The organism is Mesorhizobium sp. WSM4829 (assembly GCF_055811475.1).
Genome location: NZ_JBVVQJ010000010.1, coordinates 36303 through 51065 on the forward strand (window position 1 = coordinate 36303; position 14763 = coordinate 51065).

Genomic DNA, 14763 nt, shown 5'->3' on the forward strand with positions numbered 1-14763 from the left:
GGCTACTCGCTTTCGCCCTCGTCGGCGAACGGCGAGGCGCTCGGCACGCACTGCACCGACCAGCCGGCCGGCGTTGGCTGCTTCTGATATTCGGTGACGGCGAAGGCGCACTGTTCGCGAGTGTCGAACGTGCTGGGCAGCACCACCATGCCGCCTTGCGGGCCGGCAATCACCAGATACCAGACCAGCGCTACGCTCGAAGCCATGGAAATTTCCTCGCTTGTTGTGGGAGTCGGGTGATCCTATCAATTCTGGGCGATCGGCGAAAGCGCGGCCTGGCGCGGTGGGTCGCCACGCCAGCGTGTTCTGCATTTGTTAGGCCGCCTCAGTTCACGGCAAAGCAGTAGAACAGGCCGTCGCCGCCGGTGCTCCTCAGTGCCTCCTGACTGCAGCCGCCGCGTGAAGCGTGCGAGGAATTCCACGATTTGGCAGCGGCCGAATCGTCGAGACCGGTGCGGTCGTGATGGCCCGTCATTGCCGCACCTTCCGCTCCGCTGAGCGTCCAGTCGCCGCAGGTCTGGTCGGCAATTTTCGTGCCGTCGGGCTTGGACCCGGTCAGCACGTCGTGGCGGTTGGGCTTGTCGCCGCGGCCGTTGACCACTTCGCCCTTTTCGTTGAGCGCCGTCTGCTTGGTGATGGCGTTGGCATCGCTATGCAGCGAAGCGACATCGTCGGCGATCTTGACGCCCTTGGCGTTGAACCACGGTCCCGTGCCAATGCGATCGCGTGCATCGGTGTCGCTGGTCGAGAGGTAGGCGTGCCATGTCTTGCCCGTAACGCCCGCGGCTTCAGCCAGCGAGGCGCAATGCGCATCGGCGCCCGCGAGGCCGCCGAGATCGGCGCCCTTGCCCGAGCCGACGCTGGTGACGAAGAAGCTCATCGTCGCATCCTGCGAGGATGCGACGCCGATGGCTGCCAGCGATGCAGCGGCGGTGACGAGAAGCAGTCTGCGCATGGTGGTCCTCCGTTTCGGAAATTCTGGCATTCCAATAACGTCGGCGGCGGCGCAATTCTTCCGTCGAAATGCGCGATGCGTCTACTCCGGCTGCCGGTAGGCAACAAAGCGGTTGTGCTTGGCCTGGAAGATCAGCCCGGTCTCCGTAAGCGCCGGGCTGGCCAGCGGCACGATGCGTTTGGCGATCTCCTGGGGATGCGGCAGCGTCTCCGGATCCTCACCGGGCACCGCCTGCGCACGCATGGCGGTGCGGGTGGCGCCGGGATCGGCGGCATTGACCCTGAGGGCCAGGTTTTCCGTCTCATGCGCCCAGGAACGCATCATCGTCTCGACTGCCGCCTTCGACGCCGCGTAGGGCGCCCAGAAGGCCCGCGCCGAATGGGCGGCATTGGAGGAAAGCACGATGGCACGGCCAGCGTCGGAGAGCCTGAGCAACGGGTCGACCGAGCGGATCAGCCGCCATGTCGAGGTAACGTTGATGGTCATAACTTTCTCGAAAGTCTTGGCCTCGACATGGCCGATCGGGGAGATGACGCCGAGCACCGCCGCATTGGCGACCAGGATGTCGAGCTTGCCCCATCGCTCATGGATGGCGCCGCCCAGCCGGTCGATGCCGGCCATGTCGGCAAGGTCGAGCGGCACAAGCGTGGCTTGTCCGCCCGCCGCCTTGATCTGGTCGTCGAGTTCCTCCAGCCCACCGACGGTGCGGGCAACGGCGATGACGTGTGCGCCGGCGGCGGCAAGTTCCAGGGCGATGAAGTAGCCGATGCCGCGCGAGGCACCGGTGACGACCGCGACGCGGCCGGAAAGGTCGAGGGCAGGGGTCATGAGTTATTCTTGGCTTGCTGGTCTAAGAACGACAGCTGAAGGAAGGAAATCAACTGCTTGGCGGAGTTCTCATCAAGAGGAACAAAAACTGTTGAATCACCGCCGATAGCTTTGACGACGACGTATCTGTTTTGGGTCTCCCTTGACTCTCTCACTTGGCAAAAAAGAAACCCGCTACCAAGAGGCGTCTCAATATCGACCTCGGAATCTATCTGATCTTTGAGCAAGGATTTCGCAAAAGAGAATGAATCACTGAGGTTCTTCCACAAGCCCCTTGGAGTGCTCATGTCTCACCTCGCTCCGGAGTTGGAATTCTACGCCCCGCCCGCCGCCAGCAGCGACAGCGTGCGCACATTGTCCGAACCTTCGAAATCGGCAAGCCGGGTCGGATATTGCCCGGTGAAGCAGGCGTCGCAGAATTGCGGCTGCTCATTGTCGCGGCCGGCCTCGCCGACGGCGCGGTAGAGCCCGTCGATCGACAGGAAACCGAGCGAATCGACGCGGATGAACTCGGCCATCTCTTCCACCGACATGCGCGACGCCAGCAGCTTCGACTTCTCCGGCGTATCGACGCCGTAGAAACAGGAAGCGCGCGTCGGCGGCGAGGCAATGCGCATGTGCACTTCCTTGGCGCCGGCATCGCGCACCATCTGCACGATCTTCTGGCTGGTGGTACCGCGCACGATCGAATCGTCGACCAGCACCACGCGCTTGCCTTCGATCATGCGGCGGTTGGCGTTATGCTTGAGCTTGACGCCCATGTGGCGGATCGAATCGCCGGGCTGGATGAAGGTGCGGCCGACATAGTGATTGCGGATAATGCCGAGCTCGAACGGGATGCCCGCGGCTTGCGAAAAGCCGATCGCCGCCGGAGTGCCGCTGTCCGGCACCGGCACGACGATGTCGGCCTCGACCGGGCTTTCGAGCGCCAGCTCGGCGCCGATGCGCTTGCGCACCTCGTAGACGTTGCGGCCCTCGACCGACGAATCCGGACGCGCGAAATAAACATATTCGAAGATGCAGAAGCGGGTTTTCTGCGGCTCGAACGGAAACAGACTCTCTATGCCCTTGGCGGTGACGACGACCATCTCGCCGGGCTTCAGGTCGCGCACGAAACGCGCGCCGATGATGTCGAGCGCGCAGGTTTCGGAAGCCAGGATCCAGGCGCCGTCGAGATCGCCGAGCACCAGCGGCCGGATGCCGAGCGGATCGCGGCAGCCGATCATCTTCTTTGAAGTCATCGCCACCAGCGAGAAGGCACCTTCGACCTGGCGCACCGCATCGATGAAGCGCGAGTTGAGATCGCGTTCCCTGCTGGTGGCGACCAAATGCAGCAGTGTCTCGGTGTCGGAGGTCGACGAGAAGATCGCGCCCTGTTTCTGAAGCGCGCGCTGCACCGTCATGGCGTTGGTGAGGTTGCCGTTGTGGGCGACGGCGAAGCCGCCATCGGCGAGCTCGGCGAAAAACGGCTGGATGTTGCGCTGGCCGGCGCCGCCGGTGGTGGCGTAGCGCGTGTGGCCGATGGCGCGGTTGCCTTGCAGGCTGTCAATGACGCGCTGTTTGGTGAACGTATCGCCGATCAGGCCGACATGATGTTCGACATGGAACTGGGTGCCGTCATAGGAAACGATACCGGCCGCTTCCTGGCCGCGGTGCTGCAACGCATGCAGGCCGAGCGTGACGATAGCCGCAGCGTCCTGCCGGCCAAAAATACCGAACACGCCGCATTCGTCATGGAAATGATCGTCAGCCTCGGCGGAAAGCACGTCGTCTGCGTCTGCCATCTTCAGCTCCGCTAAAGTCGCTATATAGTGTGATGACGGCTCGAGAGCAACGTAGAGTTTGGGGCCTTCACATGATCGTCAGTTTGCCGGCGCCGGATTGGCCGGTGCATTGTCGGCCGGTGGCGCGTCGGTCTCGCTGCCGTCGGGCGCCGGAGCATCGTCGCCGGTCGCCGGTGCGTCCGCCGCGGGTGCATCCGCTGCCGGAGGTGTCTCGGCGCCGGTCTCGGGTGCCGGCTGATTCGGATTGAGCCTGTTGAGGATCGCGTTTTCCGGATCCTCGGGCAGCAAGCTTTCGAGCTTGGCGCCGATCGATTCGAGCAGCGGCCGCGACTTGGCATCGGCGACCCAGCCCGGAGCCTTGGGGCCGGCCAGCCAGTTGAAGAACAGCAGGGCCACCGCGACGACCAGGATGCCGCGCGCCGCGCCATAGAGGAAACCAAGCGTGCGGTCGAGCGCGCCGACCCTGGAATCGATGATCCAGTCGGCGAGCTTCATGGTGATGATGGAGACGACGATCAGTGCGACGATGAAGACGATGCCGGCGGCCACCACCATGGCAATCTTCTCATTGTCTACATAGGGCTGAACGTAAGGCAGGACCGGTTGATAGAAAAAGAACGCTGCCGCGGCCGCCGCTATCCAGGAGATGACGGATAGGACCTCGCGCGAAAAGCCGCGAACCATGGCGAGCATCGCCGAGACCAAGGTGAAGCCGACGAGAATTCCGTCAAGCAGCGTAATCGGCATGTCTTTTGCCCCACTTCATGAGCCGCGTCATTCTTGCTCGTCGGCGCGGCTGCGCCGTGAGCCGGCTATGCGCGCCACGAGATCGCCAAGCTCGGTGGGCTGGAAAGCGCCGGCCCCTATCCCCCCGGCAAGTTCCTCGCTGCCCAAGGGCAGAACCGCGCTTCCAAAACCCAGCTTTTCGGCTTCCTTCAGGCGCTGCTGCGCGTGCGCAACCGGCCTCACGGCGCCCGAAAGGCTGATTTCGCCGAAATAGACGCAATCGGCGGGAAGGGCAAGACCGGTGAGCGAGGAAACCAGTGCGGCCGCCACCGCCAGATCGGCGGCAGGCTCCGAGATACGGTAGCCGCCGGCGACGTTGAGATAGACGTCATGCGTGCCAAAGCGGACTCCGCAATGGGCTTCGAGAACGGCGAGGATCATCGACAGCCGGGCACCGTCCCAGCCGACGACGGCTCGACGCGGCGTGCCCAGCGACGACGGCGCCACCAGCGCCTGGATCTCGACCAGCACCGGCCTGGTACCTTCCATGCCGGCGAAAACCGCGGCGCCCGGCGCTTTCGCATGGCGTTCGCCGAGAAAAAGCTCGGATGGATTGGCGACCTCGCGCAGGCCCATGTCAGACATTTCGAACACGCCGATCTCGTCGGTCGGTCCGAAGCGGTTCTTGACCGTGCGCAGGATGCGGTAGTGGTGGCCGCCTTCGCCCTCGAAATAAAGCACCGCGTCGACCATATGCTCGACGACGCGCGGCCCGGCGATCTGGCCTTCCTTGGTGACGTGGCCGACGAGCACGATCGCCGCGCCTGTGGATTTGGCATAGCGGATCATCGCCTGGGCGGCGGCACGCACCTGGGTGACGGTGCCGGGCGCCGAATCGGCCATGTCGGTCCACAAGGTCTGGATCGAATCGAGGATCACCAGGTCCGGCCGCTTGCCGTCGGCGATGGTGGCGAGGATGTCCTCGACATTGGTCTCGGCGGCAAGCTCCACCGGAGTATCGGCGACGCCGAGCCGCTGCGCACGCAGCCTGATCTGGGCAACCGCCTCTTCGCCCGAGACGTAGACGATGCGGTGGCCCTTGGACGCCAGTGCTGCGGCCGCCTGGGTCAACAGCGTCGACTTGCCGATGCCGGGATCGCCGCCGACCAGCAGGGCCGAGCCGCGCACGAAACCGCCGCCGGTGGCGCGGTCGAGCTCGCCGATGCCGGAAACGATGCGCGGCGCGTCCTCGATGTCGCCGGACAAAGTCGTGAGCACCACGGCGCGGCCCTTGCGCGCATTGCGGGTATTGACCGGCCCCGACCCGATGCCGCCGGAGGTGCCTTCCTCGACCAGCGTGTTCCACTCGCCGCAGGCATCGCATTTGCCAGCCCAGCGCTGATGCACCGATCCGCAATTCTGGCAGATGAACTGGACGCGGGACTTGGCCATCAGGTTGATGACGCTCCAAAGCGGCCTGAGGCTGGTGATCCCGCCCACCCCCCTCTGTCCTGCCGGACATCTCCCCCGCAAGGGGGGAGATTGGATGTCACGAATGCTTTCGCCAATCTCCAATGTTGAAGAAGAGACGCCAACGCAGAAGCTGCCGATCTCCCCCCTTGCGGGGGAGATGGCCGGCAGGCCAGAGGGGGGTGTGACGGAGCACGGCGGTAAGTCAAAAGCTACTCAAACCTCTCCGCAATATGATGCTCCTCGGCGAGGTCGGAGAAGCGGGTGAACTCGCCCTGGAAGGCGAGGCTGACCGAGCCGGTCGGTCCATGGCGCTGCTTGGCGACGATGACCTCGGCCTTGCCGCGCATCTCGTTCATCTCGTGTTCCCATTTGATGTATTCGTCGGTGCCCGGCTTCGGCTCGCGGTTCTTCAGGTAGTATTCCTCGCGGTAGACGAACATCACCACGTCGGCATCCTGCTCGATCGAACCCGATTCGCGCAAATCCGAGAGCTGCGGGCGCTTGTCGTCGCGGCTTTCGACCTGACGCGACAGCTGCGACAGCGCGATGATCGGCACGGCAAGCTCCTTGGCCAGCGCCTTCAGGCCGGTGGTGATCTCGGTGATCTCCTGCACGCGGTTCTGCGAGGATTTGGCGCTCGACCCTTGCATCAGCTGGATATAGTCGATGACGATGACGTCGAGGCCGCGCTGGCGCTTCAGCCGCCGCGCCCGCGCCGACAGCTGGGCGATCGAGATGCCGCCGGTCTGGTCGATGAACAGCGGGATCTTCTGCATGGTCTGCGAACAGGCGACCAGCTTTTCGAAATCCATTTCGCTGATCTCGCCGCGGCGGATTTTCGACGACGGGATTTCGGTCTGTTCGGAAATGATGCGGGTGGCGAGCTGTTCCGACGACATTTCGAGCGAGAAGAAGCCGACGACGCCGCCATTTGCCGCCTTGAACGAACCGTCGGCCTGTTGTGCCGGCACATAGGCTTCGGCGATGTTGAAGGCCATGTTGGTGGCAAGCGAGGTCTTGCCCATGCCCGGGCGGCCGGCGATGATGATCAGATCGGACGGCTGCAGGCCGCCCATGCGGCGGTCGAGATCGCGCAGGCCCGTGGCGACGCCCGACAGGTGCCCGTCGCGCATATAGGCGGCGTTGGCCATGTCGACGGCGGTCTTGACCGCGTCGGTGAAGCTCTCGAAGCCGCCATCGTAGCGGCCGGTCTCGGCCAGTTCGAACAGGCGCCGCTCGGCATCCTCGATCTGCTCGGATGGCGACATGTCGACCGGCGCGTCGTAGGCGATGTTGACCATGTCTTCGCCGACGGTGATCAGTGCGCGTCGCGTGGCGAGATCATAGATGGCGCGGCCGTAGTCGGCGGCATTGACGACGGTGACCGCCTCGACGGCCAGCCGTACCACATATTGCGCAACCGTCATGTCGCCGACCCTCTCGTCGGCCGGCAGAAAGGTCTTCAGCGTGATCGGCGTCGCTATCTTGCCCATACGAATGAGCTCGGCGGCGACCTCAAAGATCTTTCTGTGCAGCGGCTCGTAAAAATGGCCGGATTTCAGGAAATCCGACACGCGGTAGAAGGCGTCGTTGTTGACGAGGATGGCGCCGAGCAGCGCCTGCTCGGCTTCGATGTTGTTCGGTGCCTCGCGATAGAGCGGTGTTTCCGCCACGCCGAATTTTCGTGCTGCCTCTGCCATTACGTCCCCGATTTCGATGCCGGTCTCTCGATATCAGTAACGGGATAGGTCGGTGATGACTTATCTGCATCAGTCTTCATTCAATCAGCTTCGGTGCCCGCGATTCACAGCCAAGATTTTTCGGTGGAAAGAATCTCGATTGACTCGAATCAAGACGGCGAGCCTAGCCGTTCTCGGGCGAGAACAAAACAGGAAAATAGCTGCCAATCACTCCGGCAGTGCGTCGCCCCAGTCGAGCCGCCGCGCGGCCTTGAACACATCGCCGTCGCGTTTGGTGAACAGTTTCTCGTCGGCGCTGCCGTCCTTCTCGCAAAGTTTCAGCAGGACCTTGCCTGAGCCCGATTTCGGCGGTGCGATCACACGCGCCTGCGGCGGGGCAGCAGCGTGGCGGGAGGCAGCGACATAGATGAATTTCTCGTCCTCCCATGGCACGTCGGCGTCCTTGGCCAGCCGGTGCAGGCGCGAACGCGCGACACGGCGCGAAAAATGGCACCAGTCGGGCGGCGCGAGCGGGCAGGGTGACTTATGCGGGCAAGGCGCAAGCACGTGCGCACCCGCCTCGATCAGCTGCCGGCGCACGGCAAGGATGCGCTGCCATCCGGCCGGCGTGCCCGGCTCGACGACCAGCAGCGTGTCGTCGGTCAGGTGCCAGAGCCGGTCGATCAGTTTTGGCAGCGACGCTGGTACGATCTCGTCCAGCACATAGGCGCAGGTGACCAGCTCGGCCGGCTTGAGATCGGCGAGATCGAGGCTGACATCGCCAGCCAGCCAGGCGACCCTGGCCGTCATCGCTTCAGCGGCAAGCGCCGCGCCGACCCGGCGCACCGCCGCGCTCGCCTCGATCAGCACCGCTTGCTCAAGGTTGGGCCAGAGATCGAGCGCAGCCCACAGCACGGTCCCGGGGCCGGCGCCGACGTCGAGCAGGGTTTTGGGTGCATGATCGGGCCTTGCCTCGCTGACCGCATCGAGACTGGCACGGACAGCGGCATAGGTCGCCGGCAGCCGCGTCGCCAGATAGGCCTTGACCGCGATCTCCTCGGCCATATGCAGGCGGCCGTCGCGCAGTTCGGCGCGATAGCGGTCCGACAGCGTTTTTGCCGCTTGTTTCAGCGTCGGCAGCGGCACTTTTTCGAGGAGGCGCTCAACGCCCTGTCGAAGCGGGATAGGCAGTTCCATAGCTCAGGCACCCCGAGGTGCGAGCAGGATGACGGAGGCGCCAACGATGCAGAGCGCGGAACCGGCAAGGTCCCAGCGGTCGGGGCGCACGCCTTCCACCAGCCACAGCCATCCGAGCGAGGCGGCGATGTAGATGCCGCCATAGGCGGCATAGGCGCGGCCCGCAGCACTGATGTCTACCAGCGCCAGCAGGAAGCCGAACAAAGCGAGCGAGACCAGGCCTGGCGCCAGCCACAGCGGCGACTTTTCCAGCCGCCACCACGCCCAGATCGAAAAGCAGCCGGCAATCTCGGCAAGGGCAGCAACGATGTAGATGAGATAGGTCATGAAAAAAGTCTCGCGGCGACGGCGAGACCTTTTTCAGCGTGTGGGCCGCCAATGGCAAGCGGCAATGGCGTGATCGCCGGCGGTCTATTCCATATCCGCCACCTTGCGGCGCCGGGCGGGCTTGGCGGCAGGGGCTTTTGGACGATGCCCCATGTCGCGCAGCTGCAACGCCTTCTCGCATTTGGCCATATAGTCACGAGACATCGGCAGCGTGTCGTTCTTCTTGGCGATCTGGATTTGGAAGACCACCAGATCCTGCCAGCGGAAAGCGGCTTCCGAGGCTGCCAGATAGAACTCCCACATGCGGCAAAACCGTTCGTCATAGATCGCCTTGGCCTTGTCGCGGTTGGCGGCAAAGCGCTGGCTCCAATGTCTCAGCGTCTCGGCATAGTGTAGCCGCAGGACTTCGATGTCGGTGACGATGAGGCCCGACTTTTCGATCGCCGGCATCACTTCCGAGAGCGAGGGGACATAGCCGCCCGGGAAAATGTATTTGCGGATGAAGGCGCTGGTTGCCCACGGCGCGCCGGAGCGGCCGATCGTGTGCAGCAGCATGACGCCGTCCGGCTTCAAGAGCGTCGCCGATTTGTCGAAGAAGGTGCGGTAGTGGTTGACGCCGACATGCTCGAACATGCCGACCGAGACGACGCGGTCGAAGCGCTCGTTGAGCTCGCGGTAATCCCTCACTTCGAAATGCACGCGGTTCTCCAGGCCTTGCGCATGGGCGCGGTCGGTGGCGACGCCATGCTGCTCTGTCGACAACGTCACACCTTGCACGTCGACGTCGAAGGACTTGGCGAGATAGAGACCGAGCCCACCCCAGCCGGAGCCGATGTCGAGCACCGTCTGGCCGGCCTTCAGCCTGAGCTTGGCGGCAATATGGCGCTTCTTGGCTGCCTGCGCCTCGTCGAGCGTCATGTCCGGCTGCTCGAAATAGGCGCAGGAATACTGCATGTCGTCGTCGAGGAAGAGCCTGTAGAGCTCGCCTGACAGATCATAGTGGCGCTGCACGTTGCGGCGCGCGCGCGCCGCCGTGTTGATCTGCTGCAGGCGGCGGAAAGCGTGACGCAGGCCTTCTATCGCCTTCGACCAGGTGGCATCGATGCCGCCGCTGTCCATGTTCTGGAAGGCGATGCGCATCACCCCCAGCACGCCGCCCTCGAGTATGTCGAGCTCACCGTCCATATAGGCTTCCGGCACCGCCAGCATCGGATCGAAGCTGATGGCGCGCTCGGCATGCGTGGTCTTGATGTGCATGTGCACCAGATCGCCGCTGCCGTCACCGAAAGTCACGGAGAGGCCTTTCGGTCCGGTGACCTTGAGATTGCCGGTACGCACCAGGCGGTCGAGAATGCGTTTCAGCAGAATATTCATGAACAAATGTCCCCTCTCGGTCAAACAGGCTGTCTCGGCGCATGACCCGACAATCGAAATCGATTTCGGAAAGGATCATGCGCCGAACCAAAGTCCTGCAGCGTCCTTTGCGCGTCCAAACGACGCGCGGCGCTATAGTCTGCATCAAGATATAGGGGGTCGAAAAGTTCCGTTTGGCACAAAAAAGCCCGGGCGAGGCGCCCGGGCGTTGGTCCAGAAATGACTGGAAGCCGACGAAACGTTTTAAAGCGCCGCTCTGACGCCTTGTGACGTGCAATCAGCCGTTGTCTTCGCCGCCTTCGAACTCGGCATTGGGATCGAAGAAGTTGTCCGGGCGCGCATTGTCGTTGATGTCGTCGCCATAGATGGCTTCGGCTGTGGTCAGCGTCTCGCCCTTGGCCTGGCGCTCGGCTTCGTCGGCCGTGCGGGCGATGTTGAGCGTGATGGTGACCTCGACTTCCGGATGCAGCGCGATCGCCACATTGGTCAGGCCGATGGTCTTGATCGGCTGGTTGAGCAGGATCTGGTTGCGGTTGACCGAGAAACCTTCCGCCGTCAGCAACTCGGCGATGTCGCGGGTCGACACCGAGCCGTAGAGCTGGCCGGTTTCGCCGGCCGAACGCACGGCGATGAAGCTCTTGCCGTCCAGCTTCTCCGAAATCTGCATCGCCTCGGACTTGCGCTCGAGGTTGCGGGCTTCGAGCTGGGCGCGCTGGCCTTCGAATTTCTTCTTGTTGGCTTCGTTGGCGCGTAGCGCCTTGCCCTGCGGCAGCAGGAAGTTGCGGGCGAATCCATCCTTGACCTTGACGGTATCGCCCATCTGGCCGAGGCGGGAAACGCGTTCGAGAAGAATGACTTCCATGGTTTTGTTCCTTCGTTTGGGGCGCCAAATCACTGGCATCGACGCCGAATTTGTCTGGAACAGGTCAGGAAGCTGAGGGCGTCGCCGCCGATGTCGCTGTCCTGCCTGTCGCGGCAGTTAGAGGTCTTCACCTCAACCCGGGATTTGATGGCAACCCTGCGGCGCCCGTCGCCGTGGGAAAAGCGGGCGGCGAACCGCCCGCTGGCTAGACCATGATCCCGAAAAGTGGAAACCGGTTTTCGGAAAAGATCATGGTCTACTAGTCAGTTTGTCCATGATCTCGAAAAGTGGAAACCGGTTTTCGGATAAGATCATGGTCACCTGATCAGTGTTAGCGAACCACGTAGGGCAGCAGGCCGAGGAAGCGGGCGCGCTTGATCGCCTTGGCGAGTTCGCGCTGCTTCTTCTGGCTGACGGCGGTGATGCGCGACGGCACGATCTTGCCGCGCTCGGAAATATAGCGCTGCAGAAGACGCACGTCCTTGTAGTCGATCTTGGGCGCGTTGGCGCCGGAGAACGGGCAAGTCTTGCGGCGGCGGTGAAACGGGCGCCGGGTCGGGATCTGGTTGATGTCGACCATTATTCTGCTCCCCCTTCAACAGCTTCGCGCGGACGGCGCGGGCCACGGTCTGCACCATCGCCACCGAAGCTGCGCGGCGGGCGATCGCCACGGTCGCCGCGATCGCGGTCGCCGAACGAGCGCGGGCCACGGTCACGATCGCCGAAGCCGCCGCGTTCCGAGCGCTCTTCGCGCTTCTGCATCATTGCCGACGGGCCTTCCTCATGCGCATCGACCTTGATGGTGAGGAAACGCAGCACATCCTCGGACAGGCCCATCTGGCGCTCCATCTCGTTGAGCGCGGCCGGCGGGCAGGTGATGTCCATCAGCGTATAGTACGCCTTCCGGTTCTTGTTGACCCGGTAGGTGAGGGACTTCAGTCCCCAGTTCTCGACCCGGCCGACGGACCCGCCATTCGCGGAGATGACGCCCTTGTACTGTTCGACAAGCGCATCGACCTGCTGCTGCGAGAGGTCCTGCCGGGCAAGAAACACATGTTCGTAAAGAGCCATATTGTTCTTTGCCTTTCTTCGTTTCTCTCCCGGTCCCGGCGGCAAAAGCCTCTGCAACTTCTCTGACCCGGCGATCCCTGGCGGGGCGGGGAAGAAAGGAGCATGACGAGACGGTCGAGAGCGGAGACACGGGAGGCGGAAGCGCTTCTGGCTCCACACGAAGGTTCGAAAAACCTCCGGCCCTCCGTTCAGCCCCCAGCAAGGACCGGCAGATTGCGGGCGTCTATACAGGAATTTGGCCGCAAGACAAGGGCGAGCCGAAAAACCGCCGCGCTCAGGACGACATGTCGCGGCATCTTCAGCTTGTATGCGGGACCCGCTTGTTCACCGTTTCCGGGAAGAAATCGGGCGCTGCACGGCGCTTGCCGAACATCATGTCGTATTGCAGCAGGCGGAAATCGCGAATCGCCGGGTCGATTTGCTTCTTGCGCGCCCAGTCGGGCGTGTCCTCGCCCATCGGCGTCAATAACAAATTGCGGTCGACGACGCTGTAGCGCTCGCGCATCTGGCCGAGGAAGCCGGTGTAATAGGGGTGGCTGATCCCGGCCGTGGTCAGAATATGGTAGGGCAGGAAAGCCGGGCTTACCGCACCCATGTCCGCGGCCGGCCCGGTGCGATTGGACCATACCACCAGCGGCGTCTTGTGATGCAGCAGCATCTGGTCGGGCGGCTCCTTGCGTGGCGCGACGTTATCCCTGAGGAAGCCGGTCTCGACATAGACCGGACCGAGCGGCGGCAAATGGTCGCCGAAGAAGGCGATGACCGTCGGTCGCCGCCGGTTCTTCGCCCATTCGATGAGGCGCTCGAGGCTCTTGTCGGCGTCGGATGCGCCTTCCGTGAAGCTCAGCAGCGAATCCTTTGCCCACTGGCTGGTCGGAGCCTGCACCTTGTGGGTCGGATTGTAATAGCGATTCGGTTCATAGGGTCCGTGGTTTTGCAGGCTGACGGCGAAGTAGAAGAACGGATCGTCCGTGGCGTCGGCTTCGCGGATGATCTCGTCGGTCATCGCCGCGTCCGACGTCAGCGGCCCGCGCTTTTCGAGATATGGCATGTTTTCTTCGGACTTGAAGTCGTCGAAGCCGAAATCCGCATAGACCGGCGTTCGGTTCCAGAACCAGCTTGTGCCCGGATGGATGGCGCGCGTCTCATAGCCCTGGCTCTTCAGGAACGTCGCCATCGACGGCACCGGCGCGCGGACATATTGCTGGTAGGGGATGCTGCCGGCCGGCAGGAAGGCGTTGGAAAAGCCGGTCAGCGCCTCGAACTCGACATTGGCGGTCATGCCGCCGAATTCGGGCGAGAACACGTGGCCGGAGCGCAGCGCCCGCACGTTGGGAATCGGATCGGGCGTGATGGTGACGCCGGGCAGTTCGGTCGGATCCCAGAAGGATTCGCTCATGACGATGATGATGTCTGGCTTCTCGGCCGGCACCGATGCCTTCACATCAGATCTTTCGATCGCCGCGATCGCCTTGTCGGAGTAGCCGGCAGGCGCCGGGACATGGGCCATCGGCACGTTGAGGGCGAAGGCCAGTGCGAAGCCGTTGGAGGCGTAATTTTCCTTCTGGTCCCACATGATCGGGATGATTTGCAGCCGGTCGCGGGTCCACGAGAACGTCGCGTAATCCATGATCGACACGAAGAAGGCGAGCAGCGGCACGGTCAGCGTCAGCCGGGCCAGGCGCCCCTTGCGACCGAGCGCCGGTACGCGGCGGCGCCACAGCCGCCAGCCATAAACGAGCAGCGAGAGGCTGCCGACGATGCCGACCGCCAGAGCGATGGCGGTTCCCGGACGTTCGCGCACCAGCAGCGGCATCAGCGCCACGATCTGACGTGAATAGAGGAAATCGGTCGGATAGAGCGGATCGCCGAGATAGAGCGATTTCTGGTGGCCGACAAAGGCCAGCGCCAGCGTCAGCGGCGCGACGATCATCAGGCTCTGGTGGCTGCGGCCGAGCACGGCATCGAGGCCGATCAGGATCAGCGCGAAGATGATGATGGTGGTCCAGCCCGGCTTGAAGGGCTGCAGGAAGAAGCCGACGGTGCCGGCAAAGTCGCCGCGCACGATCAGTTCGATGGCAAAAACCAGGATGGTGGCGACGAGAAGGCTGACGAGGCCATAGCGGATAACAGGCCATTTCCGGCCTGGCAGATAGCCGGTGGCCGGATCGCCTTCCAGAAACTGCGGCGCGGATTTGCCAACGCCTTTCTTGATCCTTGCCACCTTACAATTCCCCCGACCATACACAAAAAGTGTCATTCAGCTGTCATCGATATGTCACGAAAAGCTAGCGTCTGTGGCTGAAATAAGAAGAGCCAGCAAACGAATCGTGAGCGATTTTCATCATGAGTGATCGAAAAAAAGCCTTTTGGAACAGGTACTCGGCCAGCGATACCGAGCCGGAGCGGCCCGGGTCGGGCTGCTAGCGGACTTGACTTGTCAGCCCGCCTTGCGTCACAGGCAGGAAAAATCAGCCGCTTGGGAGG

15 protein-coding genes are annotated in these 14763 nt (G+C 63.2%); all 15 read right to left on the reverse strand.

All coding sequences use genetic code 11. From position 1 onward, the window contains the following. Positions 1 to 2: 2 nt before the first annotated feature. The gene (locus AC0L17_RS12135) at positions 3 to 206 is read right to left on the reverse strand and encodes a hypothetical protein (protein ID WP_027152685.1); all 204 of its coding nucleotides are present in this window, start codon (positions 204 to 206) and stop codon (positions 3 to 5) included. 119 nt (positions 207 to 325) lie between these two features. Further along, entirely contained in the window at positions 326 to 955 is a 630-nt protein-coding gene (locus tag AC0L17_RS12140; RefSeq protein ID WP_027152684.1) for a hypothetical protein, read from the reverse strand. Between the two features lie 81 nt (positions 956 to 1036). After that, complete coding sequence (locus AC0L17_RS12145; protein WP_473516001.1) at positions 1037 to 1783, reverse strand: SDR family NAD(P)-dependent oxidoreductase; 747 nt, start codon at positions 1781 to 1783, stop codon at positions 1037 to 1039. After that, entirely contained in the window at positions 1780 to 2070 is a 291-nt protein-coding gene (locus AC0L17_RS12150) for a hypothetical protein (RefSeq protein ID WP_473516002.1), read from the reverse strand. Before AC0L17_RS12150 ends, AC0L17_RS12145 begins: the two co-directional genes overlap by 4 nt. 27 nt (positions 2071 to 2097) lie before the next feature. After that, positions 2098 to 3567 (reverse strand): amidophosphoribosyltransferase, encoded by a 1470-nt coding sequence (gene purF, locus AC0L17_RS12155; protein ID WP_023800717.1) that lies wholly within the window; start codon positions 3565 to 3567, stop codon positions 2098 to 2100. Between the two features lie 78 nt (positions 3568 to 3645). Continuing rightward, on the reverse strand, positions 3646 to 4314 hold the full coding sequence (locus AC0L17_RS12160; protein ID WP_023800716.1) for a CvpA family protein: 669 nt from the start codon (positions 4312 to 4314) through the stop codon (positions 3646 to 3648). A 27-nt stretch (positions 4315 to 4341) separates the two neighbouring features. Further along, a complete protein-coding gene (gene radA / locus AC0L17_RS12165) occupies positions 4342 to 5745 on the reverse strand; it encodes a DNA repair protein RadA (RefSeq protein WP_473516098.1) in 1404 nt (467 codons plus the stop codon). 230 nt (positions 5746 to 5975) lie between these two features. After that, the gene (locus AC0L17_RS12170) at positions 5976 to 7466 is read right to left on the reverse strand and encodes a replicative DNA helicase (protein ID WP_023800713.1); all 1491 of its coding nucleotides are present in this window, start codon (positions 7464 to 7466) and stop codon (positions 5976 to 5978) included. Positions 7467 to 7673: 207 nt separating this feature from the next. Next, positions 7674 to 8642 carry a small ribosomal subunit Rsm22 family protein gene (locus AC0L17_RS12175; protein ID WP_473516003.1) on the reverse strand — a complete coding sequence of 323 codons (969 nt, stop codon included), beginning with the start codon at positions 8640 to 8642 and terminating at the stop codon, positions 7674 to 7676. A gap of 3 nt (positions 8643 to 8645) precedes the next feature. After that, positions 8646 to 8969, reverse strand: coding sequence for a YnfA family protein (locus tag AC0L17_RS12180; RefSeq protein WP_091590534.1), 324 nt, complete (start codon positions 8967 to 8969; stop codon positions 8646 to 8648). 84 nt (positions 8970 to 9053) lie between these two features. Next, positions 9054 to 10343 carry a class I SAM-dependent methyltransferase gene (locus AC0L17_RS12185; RefSeq protein ID WP_473516004.1) on the reverse strand — a complete coding sequence of 430 codons (1290 nt, stop codon included), beginning with the start codon at positions 10341 to 10343 and terminating at the stop codon, positions 9054 to 9056. Between the two features lie 277 nt (positions 10344 to 10620). Beyond that, the gene (gene rplI, locus AC0L17_RS12190; RefSeq protein WP_027152677.1) at positions 10621 to 11205 is read right to left on the reverse strand and encodes a 50S ribosomal protein L9; all 585 of its coding nucleotides are present in this window, start codon (positions 11203 to 11205) and stop codon (positions 10621 to 10623) included. Between the two features lie 331 nt (positions 11206 to 11536). Continuing rightward, entirely contained in the window at positions 11537 to 11785 is a 249-nt protein-coding gene (gene rpsR / locus AC0L17_RS12195; protein ID WP_006203718.1) for a 30S ribosomal protein S18, read from the reverse strand. Next, entirely contained in the window at positions 11785 to 12276 is a 492-nt protein-coding gene (gene rpsF / locus AC0L17_RS12200; protein ID WP_236371601.1) for a 30S ribosomal protein S6, read from the reverse strand. The genes rpsR and rpsF overlap by 1 nt, the downstream gene beginning before the upstream one ends. A 298-nt stretch (positions 12277 to 12574) precedes the next feature. Continuing rightward, positions 12575 to 14536: an LTA synthase family protein gene (locus AC0L17_RS12205; RefSeq protein WP_473516005.1), complete on the reverse strand. Its 1962-nt coding sequence runs from the start codon at positions 14534 to 14536 to the stop codon at positions 12575 to 12577. Between the last annotated feature and the right edge of the window lie 227 nt (positions 14537 to 14763).

Excerpts from the sequence above, each read along its gene's own strand:
- rpsR (WP_006203718.1), bottom strand. The coding sequence starts at position 11,785 with ATGGTCGACATCAACCAGATCCCGACCCGGCGCCCGTTTCACCGCCGC.
- AC0L17_RS12175 (WP_473516003.1), bottom strand. The coding sequence starts at position 8,642 with ATGGAACTGCCTATCCCGCTTCGACAGGGCGTTGAGCGCCTCCTCGAA.
- rpsF (WP_236371601.1), bottom strand. The coding sequence starts at position 12,276 with ATGGCTCTTTACGAACATGTGTTTCTTGCCCGGCAGGACCTCTCGCAG.
- AC0L17_RS12180 (WP_091590534.1), bottom strand. The coding sequence starts at position 8,969 with ATGACCTATCTCATCTACATCGTTGCTGCCCTTGCCGAGATTGCCGGC.
- AC0L17_RS12135 (WP_027152685.1), bottom strand. The coding sequence starts at position 206 with ATGGCTTCGAGCGTAGCGCTGGTCTGGTATCTGGTGATTGCCGGCCCG.
- AC0L17_RS12150 (WP_473516002.1), bottom strand. The coding sequence starts at position 2,070 with ATGAGCACTCCAAGGGGCTTGTGGAAGAACCTCAGTGATTCATTCTCT.
- AC0L17_RS12160 (WP_023800716.1), bottom strand. The coding sequence starts at position 4,314 with ATGCCGATTACGCTGCTTGACGGAATTCTCGTCGGCTTCACCTTGGTC.
- AC0L17_RS12170 (WP_023800713.1), bottom strand. The coding sequence starts at position 7,466 with ATGGCAGAGGCAGCACGAAAATTCGGCGTGGCGGAAACACCGCTCTAT.
- AC0L17_RS12185 (WP_473516004.1), bottom strand. The coding sequence starts at position 10,343 with ATGAATATTCTGCTGAAACGCATTCTCGACCGCCTGGTGCGTACCGGC.
- purF (WP_023800717.1), bottom strand. The coding sequence starts at position 3,567 with ATGGCAGACGCAGACGACGTGCTTTCCGCCGAGGCTGACGATCATTTC.
- AC0L17_RS12140 (WP_027152684.1), bottom strand. The coding sequence starts at position 955 with ATGCGCAGACTGCTTCTCGTCACCGCCGCTGCATCGCTGGCAGCCATC.
- rplI (WP_027152677.1), bottom strand. The coding sequence starts at position 11,205 with ATGGAAGTCATTCTTCTCGAACGCGTTTCCCGCCTCGGCCAGATGGGC.
- AC0L17_RS12205 (WP_473516005.1), bottom strand. The coding sequence starts at position 14,536 with ATGACACTTTTTGTGTATGGTCGGGGGAATTGTAAGGTGGCAAGGATC.
- AC0L17_RS12145 (WP_473516001.1), bottom strand. The coding sequence starts at position 1,783 with ATGACCCCTGCCCTCGACCTTTCCGGCCGCGTCGCGGTCGTCACCGGT.
- radA (WP_473516098.1), bottom strand. The coding sequence starts at position 5,745 with ATGGCCAAGTCCCGCGTCCAGTTCATCTGCCAGAATTGCGGATCGGTG.